Source organism: Burkholderia sp. E168m15, assembly GCF_016586105.1.
Taxonomy (GTDB): domain Bacteria; phylum Pseudomonadota; class Gammaproteobacteria; order Burkholderiales; family Burkholderiaceae; genus Burkholderia; species Burkholderia orbicola.
This window is the reverse complement of sequence record NZ_BCPO01000207.1, coordinates 32607-46831: the sequence shown is the minus strand read 5'-3', so window position 1 is coordinate 46831 and position 14225 is coordinate 32607. Positions and strand designations below refer to the sequence as shown.

The 14225-nt window shown below is 67.9% G+C and carries 17 protein-coding genes; 14 read left to right on the top strand and 3 right to left on the bottom strand.

All coding sequences use genetic code 11. The features are described 5' to 3' along the window. Positions 1-83: 83 nt before the first annotated feature. From JMF86_RS32105 to JMF86_RS32095, 3 genes are read right to left on the bottom strand one after another with little or no spacing between them, the layout of a single operon-like run. On the bottom strand, positions 84-899 hold the full coding sequence (locus JMF86_RS32105; RefSeq protein ID WP_011695033.1) for an aspartate/glutamate racemase family protein: 816 nt from the start codon (positions 897-899) through the stop codon (positions 84-86). After that, positions 896-2140 carry a D-amino acid dehydrogenase gene (locus tag JMF86_RS32100; protein ID WP_011549805.1) on the bottom strand — a complete coding sequence of 415 codons (1245 nt, stop codon included), beginning with the start codon at positions 2138-2140 and terminating at the stop codon, positions 896-898. The genes JMF86_RS32105 and JMF86_RS32100 overlap by 4 nt, the downstream gene beginning before the upstream one ends. Positions 2141-2157: 17 nt before the next feature. Then, entirely contained in the window at positions 2158-2508 is a 351-nt protein-coding gene (locus JMF86_RS32095) for a RidA family protein (protein WP_012336771.1), read from the bottom strand. Between the two features lie 318 nt (positions 2509-2826). Here JMF86_RS32095 and JMF86_RS32090 point away from each other — a divergent pair, with 318 nt between their 5' ends. From JMF86_RS32090 to JMF86_RS32025, 14 genes are all read left to right on the top strand, one after another. Beyond that, positions 2827-3927 (top strand): ABC transporter substrate-binding protein, encoded by a 1101-nt coding sequence (locus tag JMF86_RS32090; RefSeq protein WP_011549807.1) that lies wholly within the window; start codon positions 2827-2829, stop codon positions 3925-3927. Between the two features lie 36 nt (positions 3928-3963). After that, on the top strand, positions 3964-4857 hold the full coding sequence (locus JMF86_RS32085) for a branched-chain amino acid ABC transporter permease (RefSeq protein ID WP_006481231.1): 894 nt from the start codon (positions 3964-3966) through the stop codon (positions 4855-4857). Continuing rightward, complete coding sequence (locus tag JMF86_RS32080) at positions 4850-5737, top strand: branched-chain amino acid ABC transporter permease (protein WP_011549808.1); 888 nt, start codon at positions 4850-4852, stop codon at positions 5735-5737. Before JMF86_RS32085 ends, JMF86_RS32080 begins: the two co-directional genes overlap by 8 nt. Continuing rightward, positions 5734-6519: an ABC transporter ATP-binding protein gene (locus JMF86_RS32075; RefSeq protein ID WP_011549809.1), complete on the top strand. Its 786-nt coding sequence runs from the start codon at positions 5734-5736 to the stop codon at positions 6517-6519. Before JMF86_RS32080 ends, JMF86_RS32075 begins: the two co-directional genes overlap by 4 nt. Continuing rightward, entirely contained in the window at positions 6516-7235 is a 720-nt protein-coding gene (locus tag JMF86_RS32070; RefSeq protein WP_011549810.1) for an ABC transporter ATP-binding protein, read from the top strand. Before JMF86_RS32075 ends, JMF86_RS32070 begins: the two co-directional genes overlap by 4 nt. Beyond that, positions 7232-8629 carry an MFS transporter gene (locus JMF86_RS32065; RefSeq protein ID WP_011695034.1) on the top strand — a complete coding sequence of 466 codons (1398 nt, stop codon included), beginning with the start codon at positions 7232-7234 and terminating at the stop codon, positions 8627-8629. The genes JMF86_RS32070 and JMF86_RS32065 overlap by 4 nt, the downstream gene beginning before the upstream one ends. A gap of 100 nt (positions 8630-8729) precedes the next feature. Further along, entirely contained in the window at positions 8730-9626 is an 897-nt protein-coding gene (rfbA, locus tag JMF86_RS32060; RefSeq protein ID WP_011695035.1) for a glucose-1-phosphate thymidylyltransferase RfbA, read from the top strand. Beyond that, positions 9623-10204: a dTDP-4-dehydrorhamnose 3,5-epimerase gene (gene rfbC, locus JMF86_RS32055; protein ID WP_011695036.1), complete on the top strand. Its 582-nt coding sequence runs from the start codon at positions 9623-9625 to the stop codon at positions 10202-10204. Before rfbA ends, rfbC begins: the two co-directional genes overlap by 4 nt. Next, positions 10201-11085, top strand: coding sequence for a dTDP-4-dehydrorhamnose reductase (gene rfbD / locus JMF86_RS32050; RefSeq protein ID WP_011549811.1), 885 nt, complete (start codon positions 10201-10203; stop codon positions 11083-11085). The genes rfbC and rfbD overlap by 4 nt, the downstream gene beginning before the upstream one ends. Beyond that, complete coding sequence (gene rfbB, locus JMF86_RS32045) at positions 11082-12098, top strand: dTDP-glucose 4,6-dehydratase (RefSeq protein ID WP_011695037.1); 1017 nt, start codon at positions 11082-11084, stop codon at positions 12096-12098. The genes rfbD and rfbB overlap by 4 nt, the downstream gene beginning before the upstream one ends. Positions 12099-12270: 172 nt before the next feature. Further along, positions 12271-12462, top strand: a complete 192-nt coding sequence (locus JMF86_RS32040; RefSeq protein ID WP_027810892.1) for a hypothetical protein — start codon at positions 12271-12273, stop codon at positions 12460-12462. A 369-nt stretch (positions 12463-12831) separates the two neighbouring features. Beyond that, the gene (locus tag JMF86_RS32035) at positions 12832-13275 is read left to right on the top strand and encodes an Hsp20/alpha crystallin family protein (protein WP_011549814.1); all 444 of its coding nucleotides are present in this window, start codon (positions 12832-12834) and stop codon (positions 13273-13275) included. A 36-nt stretch (positions 13276-13311) separates the two neighbouring features. Then, a complete protein-coding gene (locus JMF86_RS32030; protein ID WP_041489578.1) occupies positions 13312-13737 on the top strand; it encodes an Hsp20/alpha crystallin family protein in 426 nt (141 codons plus the stop codon). A 168-nt stretch (positions 13738-13905) separates the two neighbouring features. After that, entirely contained in the window at positions 13906-14202 is a 297-nt protein-coding gene (locus JMF86_RS32025; RefSeq protein WP_011549816.1) for a hypothetical protein, read from the top strand. Positions 14203-14225: the final 23 nt, after the last annotated feature.

Genomic DNA, 14225 nt, shown 5'->3' with positions numbered 1-14225 from the left:
CCTGGTTCCACCTGTTGTCACCGCGCGTCATTATCCATCGGCAATTTGCCCGCGCGCGTCTTTTTACCTGTACGAGCCATGGGTCAGCGCATCAGCAGGCTGCCGAAGCCCGGCACGGGATCGTCGATGCCCGCGAGCCGCAGCGCGTGCCATGCGAGCGCGTGATTGCTCGACAGCACGGGTTTGCCCGCCCGCGCCTCGATGTCGGCCAGCGCATCGACGATGCGCAGGCTCGTGCACGACACGAATACCGCATCGACGGCCGGATCGGCGGCGAGCGTCAGCACCGCGTGCTCGATCGACGAGCGCTCGATCCGGGCGACCTCGTTGTCGTCGCGGTGCTCGAACGAGCCCACCCGCACGATATCGACGCCGCGTGCACGCAGGTACGCGGCCATCGCATCGTTGATCGCGCGCTCGTATGGCGTCAGCAGTGCGACGCCGCGCGCGCCGAGCGCCGTCAGCGCGACGCGTGCCGCGGTAATCGGCGTGGTGCACGCGACGCCGGGCCGCGCCTCGCGAATGCGCTCGAAGACGCGTTCCTCGCCGAGCACCATCGACGCCGACGTGCAGCCGAACGCCACGACGTCGAGGCGCTCGCCCGGCCGGATCAACTCGACCGCCGCGCAGATGCCGCCGTCCATCCGCGCGAGCGTTTCGGCCGTGATCTCGGCCGAATTCGCGATCCGGCTTTCGTAGAACGCGACGCCATCGATGGCGAGCAGACGTCGCCACTCGTATTCGATCGTATGATCGGTCGCCAGCACGACGAGGCCGATCGCCGCGCGCCGCGCGATGCCGGCGTCGAGCGAGAAATCGAAGCGGGCGTACGCATCGCGCGCCGGGCCGGCGCCGACACCCGGATCGGACGTCTGGGGGGTAGAGAGAAGTTCGCTCATTGCAGGGTCATCCCGGTGATGTCGATGTCGGGCCGCTTGCCGTGAATCAGATCCGCCACGATCTTCGCGGTGCCGCACGACATGGTCCAGCCCATATGGCCGTGGCCGGTGTTGAAAAACAGGTTGCGGTGCCGGGATGCGCCGATGATCGGCGTGCCCTCCGGCGTCATCGGCCGCAGCCCGGCCCAGTACGACGGCTTCGCGTAGTCGGCGCCGTTCGGGAACAGTGCCTGCGCGGTCGCGAGCATGTGCGCGAAATCGCCCGGCGAATGCGTGGTGTCGTAGCCGCTGAACTCGGCGGTCGCGGTCAGCCGCAGCCGGTCGCCGAAGCGCGCCCAGGCGACGAGCTGGTTCTCCTCGACGCCGCCGAGCGCCGGCGGCTCGTGCGTATCGCCGATCGGCAGCGTGACCGAGTACCCCTTGACCGGATAGATCGGCAACCGGTAGCCGAGCGCGCGCGCGACGCCCGGCGAATACGCGCCGAGCGCGAGCACGTAACGATCGCCGCTCACGCGGCCCTGCGACGTCTCGACGTAGTCGATCGCGTCGGCGCTCGCGCGCACGCCGTCGATCGACGTGCCGAAGCGAAATTCGACGCCGAGCGCACGGCAGCGCTCGGCGAGCGCGCGCGTGAACAGATGCGCGTCGCCGCTCTCGTCGCTCGGGCAATGGATCGCACCCGCGATCCCGGCCGCCGCGTGGCGCAGCGCCGGCTCGCGTTCGACGGTGGCCCGCGCATCCAGGATATCGAGCGGCAGGCCGTTGTCGGTCAGGATCCGCATGTTCGCGACGCCGCGCTCGAACGACGCCGGATCGCGATACAGGTACAACAGCCCGCCGCTCGTGCGGTCGTACTCGAGCCGTTCGTCGCGCGTCGCCTGCTGAAGTCGCTGCTGCGCATAACGGCACAGCCGCACCTTGATCGACGTGTTGCGGCGCGAGCGCTCGGCCGTGCAGTTCTGCAGGAACAGCGCGCACCAGGCCCACATGCGCCAGTCGGGCGTCCATTTGAGCCGCAGCGCCTGGCCATCGGCGAACAGCGACTTGAAGAGGATCTTCGGCGCACGCGGCGACGCCCAGGTATACGAATGGCCAGGCGCGATCAACCCCGCATTCGCGAAGCTGGTTTCGAGCGCGACGCCGTCGCGACGCTCGATCACCGTCACCTCGTCGCCGGCCTTCGCGAGAAAATATGCAGTGGTCACGCCGACGATGCCGCCGCCGAGCACGATCGTCTTCATCGTCCGGTTCTCCTGTACTAGCTCGCGGCAATCGCCGCGATCTCGACCGTGTACTGGGGAAACGCGAGCTTCGATTCGACGCACGCGCGTGCCGGTGCGTCGCCCTGCGGCACCCACGCGTCCCACACACTGTTCATCTCGGCGAAGCTGCGATAGTCGGCCAGCCAGATGCTCGCGGATACGATCCGGCGCTTGTCGAGCCCCACGCCTTCGAGCAGCCGGTCGATCTTGTCGAGAATCTGACGGGTCTGTCCGGCCACGTCGAGCGACGTGTCGTCCGCCACCTGACCCGCGACGAAAGCCAGCCCGCCCGCGACCACCAGTTGGCTCATCCGTTCACCCACGCCGTATCGCTTGATCTCCACCATCTGACTGCCCTCCGAGGCCGTGTCGAGTTGGGCAGATTTAAGCACTGCAATTCACCTCTGTATACACTTTTTTCAGAAATATTCTCGATTGCTCCACATTGGAGCGCGCGTGCACCACGGCTATTCGCGATCTTTATATGCGTGCATAAATGCATGAAAACAGGGCGATTTTTCTATAATTCACAGGGCTTTTACGATTCTTCACAGCCATTCGAAAATTTATTTGCAAACGATTTTTGATCTGTGATTCTGTCGACACTTTTGTATATCAAACCATGCCGCCAGCCGTGCGGCCGACCATGCGACAGGAGAACGAAGATGAAGGCAAGTCAGTGGAGTGTCGGTATCTGGATCGCGCTCGGTGCGGTTGCGTCGGGCGCTGCACAGGCCGACGTGAGCGTGGGCGCGGTGCTGCCGCTGACCGGCGCGAGTGCGTCGATCGGCGAAGACCAGCGCCGCGGCATCGAGCTCGCCGTCGCGCAGATCAATGCGAAAGGCGGCGTGCTGGGCCAGAAGCTCGCCGTGCGCATCGAGGATTCGGGCGGCTCGGCCAATACCGCGCTCGACGCCGCACGCAAGCTCGCGACCGTCGAGCACGTGCCGGTCGTGCTCGGCGAGTTCTCGTCGTCGGTGACGATTCCGGTCGGGCAGTTCCTGGTGCGTCAGGGCGACGTGCACATCAACATCGGCTCGTCGAGTCAGCAAGTGCGCAAGATCGGCGCGGGCTCGTTCAGCGTGATCGGGCTGGACGACCTGTCCGCGCGCTTCGCCGCGCAGGACGTGTATGCCCGCAAGCTGCGCCGCATCGCACTGATCGCGCCGAACAACGGCTATGGCCAGGGCATCGCGGGCGAATTCAGGAAGCGTTTCGAGGCGCTCGGCGGCACGGTGGTGTCGACGGTGCTCTACACGGAAGGGCAGTCGACCTATCGCCGCGAGCTGGAGCAGGCGTCGCGCGCGCAGCCCGACGCGTACGTCTACAGCGCCTATGGCCAGGAAGCCGCGACGCTGAACCGCCAGGCGTTCGAGATGCGGCTCAACCAGCATCCGTGGTACGGCATCTATCTGACGATGTGCACGAGCGACACGCCCGCGCAGATCGCGCAAGGCCAGATCGGCCTCGAGGTCGCCGCGCTCGGCGCGGGCGCGAAAGCGTATGCGAGCGCCTATCAGGCCGCGTACAACGAGGCCCCGCGCTCGGCGTTCGGCAGCTATGCGTACGACGCGACGCTGTTGTCCGCCGCCGCGATCGGCCGCGCGCAATCCATCGAACCGGCGAAGATTCGCACGGCGCTCGCGGCATTGGGCAAGTCGTATACCGGCGTGACCGGCGCGATCGCGTTCGATGCCGACGGCCAGCGCGAAGTCCAGCCCTACGAGAAGGTGATCTACCGCCAATCGGTCGTCGCGCAGCAGTGAGCGACCGCCCGCCTGGATGAACCCGAGGACCTCGCCATGCTGTCATTCATTGTCGACGTATTGATCCGCACCGCCGATCTGCTGCTGGTGTCGGTCGGCTTGTCGACGCTCTATTCGCTGATCCGCTTTCCCAACATCGCGCATGTCCAGTACGCGATGCTCGGCGCATTCGCGACGCTCTGGCTGGAGCGCGCGGGGATGCCGTTCGCACTCGCGACGGTCGTGTCCTGCGTGCTGGTCGGCACGGCCGCGACGCTGCTGAACCTGTTCGTGTTCGCGAGACTGCTGCGCTCCGGCAGCGCGGTGGCGATGATCGGCTCGCTCGCGATCTCGATGCTCGCGGTCGCGCTGGTGCTCGGCGTCGCCGGTTCGCGGCCGCAGCAGTATGCGCAGGACGTGCACCCGCCGATGGTGATCGCCGGCGTCGCGCTGTCCGTGCCGCAGTTGGGCTCGATCGCATGCGGCGCCGGCGCGCTCGCGATATTCGCGGCACTGCTGTACCGCACCGGCCTCGGCCGGGCGATGCGCGCGCTCGCGTCGAATCGCGCACTGGCGCTCGCGACCGGCATCGACGCGACCCGCGTGACCAACGTGATCACGTTCGCGAGCGGCGTGCTGGCGGCGCTCGGCGGCACGATGCTCGGCGCCACCGAGAGCGTGCACGTGAATCTCGGCTACGGGCTGTTGATCCCGGTGTTTTCCGCGGCGATCCTGGGCGGCCTCGGCAATCCGCTCGGGGCGGCAGCCGGTGCGCTGCTGATCGCGGTGGCCGAAACCGTCGCGTTGAACGTCGATTTCGGCGGGCTCGTCGACCGGCCGATGCAGTTCTTTCCGGTCGAGTACGTCGGCGCGGTGTCGTTCGCGATCCTGCTCGTCGCCCTCATCTTCCGGCCCTACGGCATCTTCGATCGGGAGGTACGGCGTGTCTAGTTTCGTCATCCATCTGCTGACCGTCGGCTGCCTGTACGCGACGATGGCGCTCGGGCTGAACCTGCAGGCCGGCTATGCGGGGCTCGTCAATTTCGGCTTCATTGCGTTCAGCGGGCTCGGCGCGTACGCGGCCGGCATCGCGTCGCAGCTCGGCTGGCCGTTGCCTTCGGCGCTGGCGCTCGCGCTGGCCGCCGCGGGGGCGCTGGCGATCGTCGTCGCACGGCTCGGGCGACAGCTCTCCGCCGACTACTGGGGGATCGCGACGCTCGCGATCGCCGAGATCCTGCGCACGATCGCGCTCAACGAAAGCTGGCTGACCGGCGGCGCGCAAGGCATCGGCGGCATCGCGCCGCTGTTCCCCGGGCTGCGGGCGCCGTGGGCCGATCTCGCGTTTCTCGCGGTCACGGCCGGCTGCCTCGCGCTCACCTACGCGACCTACCGGCGCCTGACCGCGAGCCGCTTCGGCCGGGCGCTGAAGGTGATGCGCGAAGAACCCGCGCTCGCCGTCTGCTTCGGCTACGATCCGCTCGCGCTGAAGACGCGCGCGAGCATCGCGGGGGCGCTTCCCGCCGCGCTCGCCGGGGCGCTCGCCGCGTGGTACATCGGCTACGTCGGGCCGGACGCGATGATCGCGTCCGAGACCTTCGCGCTCTGGACCGTCGTGATGGTCGGCGGCCTCGGCAGCCACGTGGGCGTGCTGGTCGGCACGCTGATCGTGCAGGCCGTCTACGCGCTGGCGCCGTTTCTCAAGGACTGGCTCGGGGTCGGCAGCGACCTGACCGGCGCGGTGCGGCTGGGCCTGGTCGGCCTGATGCTGCTCGCGTGCGTGCTCTGGCGCCCGCACGGGCTCGTGCCGGAACGCCTGGAGGTGCGGCCATGAGCGCGCTGCTCGATCTAGACGGCGTGACGATCCGCTACGGCGAGAACGTCGTCTTGTCCGGGATCACGCTGTCGGTCGACGGCGGCGAGATCGTCGGACTGCTCGGCCCGAACGGCTCCGGCAAGAGCACCGCGCTCAACGCGATCACCGGCTTCGCGCCGCTCGCGGCGGGCGCGATCCGCTTCGACGGCCAGCGTATCGACGCGCTGTCGCCGCACAAGATCGCCCGGCTGGGGGTGCGCCGCACGTTCCAGTTGCCGTCGATGCCCGCGCGCATGTCGGTGCTCGAACTCGCGATGGCGGCTTCGTCCGCGCACCACGGCATCGCCGCCGCCCTCTGGCGCGGCCGGGCGACGCGCGCGCTCGATGCCGATACCCGTACGCGCGCCGCCGCGCTGCTGGACGAGCTGAAACTGTCGGGCGTCGCGCACCTTTCCGCCGCGTCGATCTCCGGCGGCCAGAAGAAGCTGCTGGGCATCGCGTGCGCGATGATGACCGAGCCCAAGCTGCTGCTGCTCGACGAGCCGACCGCCGGCGTGCACCCGAACCTGCGCGGCGAATTGATCGACGCGCTGCAACGGATTCGCGAACAGGGCGTCACGCTGGTCGTCATCGAGCACGACATGCATTTCATCCGCGAGCTGTGCGACCGCTGTGTCGTGCTGGACCGCGGCGTGACGATCGCGAACTGCCGCCCGGCCGAGCTGGAGCGCAACCGTCGCGTACTCGATGCGTATCTCGGGCGCGCCCATGCCGCCCCTCGCCCGCTGGAGGCGTCATGATCGACGTGCGCGAACTCGTCGCCGGCTACACACCCGAAGTCGACATCCTGCACGGTGTGTCGCTCACGGTTGGCGCGATCGACATCGTGACGATCCTCGGCCCGAACGGCTGCGGAAAATCGACGCTGCTGAAGGCGATCGCGGGCTTCGTGCTGCCGCGCGCCGGCAGCGTGACGATCCAGGGCACGGACGTGGCGCGCGTGCCGGTCCATCGCAAGATCCGCGAGTACGGGATCGGCTTCGTGCCGCAGACCGACAACGTGTTCGCGTCGCTGACCGTGCGGGAGAACCTGATGCTCGGCGGCCAGTCGATGTCGGCGTTCCCGCGCGAGGCCCGCATCGACGAGCTGTGCGAGCAGTACCCGGTGCTGCGGCGTCGCCACCGGTCGCTGGCTGGCGCGTTGTCTGGCGGCGAGCGGCAAATCGTGTCGCTCGCCCGCGCGCTGATGCCGCGGCCCGTGTTGCTGCTGCTCGACGAGCCGTCGGCGGGCCTGTCGCCGAAGATGGTCGACGAGGTGTTCGACGCGATCGTCCGGATGCGCGACACCGAGCATATCGCCGTGCTGATGGTCGAGCAGAATGCGATCGAGGCGCTGCGCATCGCGGATCGCGGCATCGTGCTGACGATGGGGCGCGTCGCGCTCGAAGGCTCCGCTGCCGAGTTGCTCGACAGCGACGAGATGCGGCGCCTGTACCTCGGCGGGAGGGCCGCATGAACGGCGGGCGTGCCGCGCCGGCCGCCGGCGCATACGCATCCGCGGCGGCGCGCCCCGTGCTCGTGATGGTCGCGCTCGCGTGCGGCTTCGTGATGGCCATGCTCGACGTGACGATCGTCAACGTCGCGCTGAAGGCGATGGAAACCAGCCTGTCGATGTCGTTGACCGCGCTGGTGTGGGTCGTCGATGCGTACACGCTCAGCTTCGCGGCGCTGCTGCTGCTCGGCGGCGCGCTCGCGAACCGCTACGGGTCGAAAGCCGTCTACGTCGCGGGGCTCGCGCTGTTCGTCGGCGCGTCGGTGCTGTGCGCGGCCGCGCAGTCCAGCGGCGCACTGGTCGCGGCGCGCCTCGCCCAGGGTGTCGGCGCGGCGCTCTTCATGCCGAGTTCGCTGAGCCTGCTCACGCTCGCGTTCCCGCCGGGACCGACGCGCACGCGGATGATCGGCATCTGGGGCGCACTGGTGTCGGCCGCGATGGCGCTCGGGCCCTGCGTCGGCGGCGTGCTGGTCGACGCGATCGGCTGGCGCGGCATCTTCTGGGTGAACCTGCCGGTCGGGGCGGCCGGCCTGTGGCTCACGTACCGGCATATCGCGCGGGCGCCGCGTCATCCGGGCCCGTTGAACGCGCTCGGCCATCTGTTCGGCGCACTCGCGCTCGCCGCGCTGAGCTTCACGCTGATCGAAGGGCCCAGCGCCGGCTGGCGTTCGCCGTCGATCCTCGCCGGCGTGGCCGCGACGTTGGCCGCCACCGCGGCATTCGCATTGCGCGAGCGCTACGCGACCTCGCGCATCCTGTCGCCGGCGCTGCTCGCGAACCGGCGCTTCGTCGCGGGCAGCACGCTGGGCCTCGCGATCAACTTCGGCATTCTCGCCGAGATCTTCTTGTTGAGCCTCTATTTGCAGAACGTCCGCGGCGCGAGCGCACTCGTCGCCGGATTCGAGCTGTTTCCGCTGATGGCGATGTTCGGCATCGGCAATCTCGCGTCCGCGAAGGTCAGCGCCCGGCTCGGCGCGCGCCGCACGCTGCTCACCGGGCTCGCGCTCGCCGCGCTCGGCAGCGTGGCGCTCGTCGGCGTCGCGGCGATGCCGTATCCGGTGCTGGCGCTGGCGGTCGGCCTCGCCAACTTCGGTGCCGGCCAGGCCATTCCGGCGATGAATCTCGTCGTGATGCAGTCGGCCGATGCGGCGGACGCGAATCTCGCCGCCGCGTCGCTGAACGCGAGCCGGCAGATCGGCTCGCTCGTCGGCATCGCGATCGCGTCGGTGATCCTGCACGTGGTCGACGATCCGGACCGCGCGACGGCCGTCGGCTTCGCGGTGATCGCCGCGCTGTACGCGCTCGGCTTCGCGATCGTGTTTCGTGCGATTCACGCCGGGCCTGCCGAGCAGTCGTAGCCGGGCGCGCACGGGTATCGCCGGCAATCGGGCGCGATCGGCGCATTCGGTGTATTCCGCGTATCACGCACGCATTTTTCCTCTTGCAGCGAGGGACCTCATGCAAACAGCGATTGGCCGTAAAGGACTGATTCTGGCGGGCGGCTCGGGCACCCGGCTCCATCCGCTCACGCATTCGGTATCGAAGCAATTGATGCCGGTGTACGACAAACCGATGATCTATTACCCGCTCAGCACGATCATGCTGTCGGGCATCCGCGACGTGCTGATCATCTCGACGCCGCGCGATCTCGACGCGTTCCAGCAACTGCTCGGCGACGGCAGCCAGTGGGGCATGAGCTTTTCGTATGCGGTGCAGCCGAGCCCCGACGGGCTTGCGCAGGCGTTCGTGATCGGCGCGCCGTTCATCGGTCGCGACGCGGCGACGCTCGTGCTCGGCGACAACATCTATCACGGGCCCGCGCTGTCGTCGCTGCTGCAGCAAGCCGCCGCACGGACCGCCGGCGCGACCGTGTTCGGCTATTACGTGCGCGATCCGGAGCGCTACGGCGTCGTGTCGTTCGATGCGGATGGCCGCGCGATCGACCTCGAGGAGAAACCGCGCGAGCCGAAGTCGAACTACGCGGTCACCGGCCTCTATTTCTACGACAACGACGTCGTCGAACTGGCGAAGGCCGTGCGACCGTCCGCGCGCGGCGAGCTGGAAATCACCGACCTGAACCTCGCGTATCTCGCGCGCGGCACGCTGAACGTCGAGCTACTCGGGCGCGGCTACGCATGGCTCGACACCGGCACGCACGAATCGCTGCTCGACGCGGCCAATTTCATCCAGGTGATGCAGGCGCGACAGGGTCTGCAAATCGCGTGTCCCGAGGAAATTGCGTACCGGCTCGGCTGGATCGATGCGGAGCAGCTCGAAACGCTCGCGCACAAGCTCGCGAAAAGCGGTTACGGCCGCTATCTGCTCGATCTGCTGAGCAAGGAGGTCGCGGCATGACACGGGTGATCGAGACACCGTTGCCGGGCGTGCTGCTGATCGAGCCCGGCGTGTTCGGCGATGCACGCGGCTTTTTCGTCGAAAGCTTCCGGGCAAGCTGGCTGCGCGATGCGGGCGTTGACGCCACCTTCGTGCAGGACAACCAGTCGCGCTCGCGGCGCGGCGTGCTGCGCGGGCTGCACTACCAGCGGGTGAATCCGCAAGGCAAGTTGGTGCACGCGTCGCGCGGCGCGGTCTACGACGTCGCCGTCGACATCCGGCGCGGCTCGCCGTCCTTCGGCCGCTGGTTCGGCGCGCTGCTCGACGACGTATCGCACCGGATGCTATGGATTCCGCCCGGCTTCGCGCATGGCTTCTGCGTGTTGTCCGACGAGGCCGACTTCGCGTACAAGTGCACGCAGTATTACGATCCCGATTCGGATGCGGGTGTGCGCTGGGACGATCCGGCGATCGGCATCGACTGGCCGGATTCCGGCGCACCGTATCAGTTGTCGGACAAGGATCGTCGGCAGCCGCCGCTCGCCGAACTCGCCGCCGGCGCGCCGGGGATGCTGCCGGCCTACGGGAGCGCGCGATGACGATCGTCGTGACCGGCGCACTCGGCCAGGTCGGCCGCGAACTGGTGTTGCGCGCGGGCGAGCAGCCGCTCGTCGGGCTGTCGCGCGCCGCGCTCGACATCGACGACGCAGACGCGGTGCGCCACGCGCTCGACGAACAGCGCGCCACGCTCGTGATCAATGCCGCCGGATGGACCGCCGTCGACCGCGCGGAGGCCGAGCCCGATGCCGCGTGGCGGGCGAACCGCGACGGCCCCGCCGTGCTGGCCGACGCATGCGCCGCGCGCGGCATTCCGTTGCTCCATCTGTCGACCGACTATGTGTTCGACGGCCGCCTGCCTGGCCCGTACGCGGAAGCCGCCGCCGTCGGGCCGCTCGGCGTATACGGCCGCAGCAAGCTCGCGGGCGAGGAAGCGGTGCGCGAGCGGTTGCCCGACCGTCACCTGATTCTGCGCGTCGCCTGGGTATTCGGCGCGCACGGCAGCAATTTCGTGCGCACCATGCTGCGCCTGGCGCGCGAGCGCGAGGTCGTCGGCGTCGTCGCCGATCAGTACGGCGGCCCGACGCATGCCGGCGCGATCGCCGACGCGCTGCTGACGATCGCGGCGCGCTACCGGGCCGGTGAAGCGCTGCGCTGGGGCACCTATCACCTGTGCGGCACGCCCGTGACCACGTGGCACGGCTTCGCCGAAACGATCTTCACCGAGGCGCGGCGCACCGGCCTCATCGACCGCGTGCCGCTGGTCCGGCCGATCCGGACCGACGCCTATCCGTTGCCTGCGCCGAGACCGGCGAATTCCGCGCTCGACTGCAGCCTCCTGCGAGAACACTTCGGGGTCGAATCGCCTTCGTGGATCGCGGGTCTAACCGACGTGTTTGCCACCTGGAAGCGAAACCCATGAGCTATCGACCGAAACATGTTCTCGTGACGGGCGGTGCCGGTTTCATCGGCGCCAATTTTGTGCGTCATCTGCTCGAAAGCGACCCGCAGGTCAGCGTCACCACGCTGGATCTGCTGACCTATGCGGGCAGCCTCGACAATCTCGGCGACGACCTGCCGGGTGCCGATCGGCATCGCTTCGTCCTCGGCGACATCTGCGACCGACCGCTCGTCGAGTCGCTGCTGCGCGACCATGCGATCGACACCGTCGTCCACTTCGCGGCCGAAAGCCACGTCGACCGCTCGATCGACGGTCCCGGCGAGTTCGTCCGCACGAACGTGCTCGGCACGTGGACGCTGCTCGATGCGTGCCGCCAGATCTGGCTGAACGATCAGAAACTCGGCCGGGCCGACGCCCACGCGCGACGGCGCTTTCACCATATCGGCACCGACGAGGTGTACGGTTCGCTGGGCCCCGACGACCCGCCGTTTTGCGAAACGACGCCGTATGCGCCGAATTCTCCGTACTCGGCCACCAAGGCAAGCTCGGATCACCTCGTGCGAGCGTATTTCCATACGTACGGCCTGCCCGTCACCACGACGAACTGCTCGAACAATTACGGGCCGCGCCAGCACGGCGAAAAGTTCATTCCGACCGTGATCCGTCATTGCGTCGAAGGCACCGACATCCCCGTGTACGGCGACGGAGCGAACGTGCGCGACTGGCTGTACGTCGACGACCATTGCCGCGCGATCGACGCGGTCATCCGGCGCGGGACGATCGGCGAGACCTACACCGTCGGCGGCTGCAACGAATGGCGCAATGTCGACATCGTCGCGCTGATCTGTACGCTGCTCGACGCGCGACGGCCCGAACACGCGCCGCATGCGCGGCTCGTCCGGTTCGTCACCGATCGCGCCGGTCACGACCGGCGGTATGCGATCGATGCGGGGAAGCTCGCTCGCGAACTGCAATGGCGGCCGGCGGAGAGCTTCGAAACGGGGATCGTGAAGACGCTGGATTGGTATCTATAGGCGGCCGCGCTCATCCGGTGTACGTTGCGCCGTGCCGAGGGCCGAGGTCAATCGGCAAGCCGTGGTCGCTGACGGTGTCGCGTGAACCTTTCTATTTGAAAGTTTCACGCGGCCCGCGCCTTGCTCACCTGCAACGTGCGCAACATCCCAGGTTGCGACCAAGGAGAGCAAGATGACACGTCAACAGCCACAGGCAGACAAGCAGACAGGTAACGAGAAGCCCGCGGAGAAACGCGACGATGGGCAGCAGACCTTCGAAACCGATATTTCGGAAACCGGCGACGACGGCACCACGGTGCGTCAGGCCGAGGTTCGCGAGGACGACTTGTCCGAAGTGAAGCCGCCGTCCGGGCCGTCGCGCTGAACCGATGGACGCGACGCGACGGCGCAGGTACGCCGCCGCGTCTTTTCCAGCGTGCCGTTGCAAATTCCGCCTTCTATCGCCGTGCTTTGATCCGCGCAGCGCCGGACATGTCGGCCCCCGCCATCGCGACGCCGATCATGCCGTCGCCCCGACGATGAGTCTCCTCCAGGGCACCCGCACGTATCGACAGAATGCCGTCGCCCTCCCCCTTGAAATTCACTCGACGTATCCTATTTTAGGTATCGCTCAAGGCAGTCGCGGTTGACGCGCTGCGTGTTTCGATTTGTTAGTCAGCGACCCTGTCGCGGATGGACGAACTGGAGCGCGTGGTCCGGTTCGTCCCTTCGCACAGGGCAACAGGAGCCAATCATGAGCGATATCTTCTTCCCCACTGATCTGCTGGCGGAATTCGACCGCCTGCAACGGCAGATGGCCAGCGCGTTCACGGGCTTTCCGGCCAGCCTGCGCGCACCGCGGCCCGGTACGTTCCCACCGCTCAATATCGGCAGCACCGACGACACGATCGAGATCGTCGCGTTCGCGCCGGGTCTCGACCCCGCGAAGATCGACATCTCCGTCGATCGCCGGCTGCTGACGATCAGCGGCGAGCGCACACCCCCGGACGACGGCGCGACCGACGACGAGCGGCGCATCTACGCGAACGAGCGTTTCATGGGCACGTTCCGCCGCGTGGTCGAGCTACCGCAGCATGCGGACCCCGACAAGATCGAGGCCCGCTATGCGAACGGCTGCCTGACGATCAGCGTCGGCAAGTCGGAAGCCTCGAAGCCGCGGGCGATTACCGTCCAGTAAACAGTACGACGTCACGAACGCATGACGGAGGACATCATGAGTGACACGAACACGACCGAACTGACCACCCGTCCGGCCGAGACGCGAACGGCCGTGACGAACCGCGAAGCGGCTCAGCGCGACACGCCGCGCACGCGGATTGCGCCCGCCGTCGACATCGTCGAGGATGCGCACGGCATCACGTTGTACGCGGACCTGCCGGGCGTACCGCGCGACAAGCTCGACGTCCGCGTGCACGACGGCAGCCTCGCCATCGAAGCGGAGGCCGTCATTCCGACGCCACCGGGTTTGCGTCTGCAGCACGGCGAAGTGCAGCATCCGCACTTCTCGCGCGCCTTCACGCTCAGCCCGGATTTCGACGTGTCGCGCATCGACGCGCAACTGCGCGACGGCGTGCTGAAACTGAGTATCCCGCGGCGTGAAGAAGCGAAGCCGCGGCGGATTCAGGTGGTGGCGGGGTGAGTGGACGCGCCGGGTGCGTGTGATCGCCCCGGCGCGATCCGCAACGCTTCGTACGCCGGATGTGGGCATCCCGCGCTCACGCTCGCGGCGTGAAGGGCTGGCGCCCCGCTTGCGCGGCGGCGCCAGCGCGTCGACACACCTGTCGCATTTCCCTGCAGGAGGCATCCGATGCATACCAACAGGACGATCGAACATGGTGGATATACGGTCCGGGCCGTGGTGACCGACACGGAGACGGGCCGCTATTCGGCGGCGGCGATCCTCACGGATCGCGACGGTGAAACCCGGACGCTCGGCGTCGACGGCGACTTCGCCGATACCCGCGAAGCCAGCGACCAGGCGCTCGAACTCGCGCTTGCGTGGATTCAGCGACGGGCCGTCGTGTCGGACCGGTACGTCAGACGAAATCGCACCGGGCCGCGCCGCGATTCAGACAGCGTACCGCGTGCACGACGGCAAGCGTGATCTAGATCGCGCTTGCGACCAGT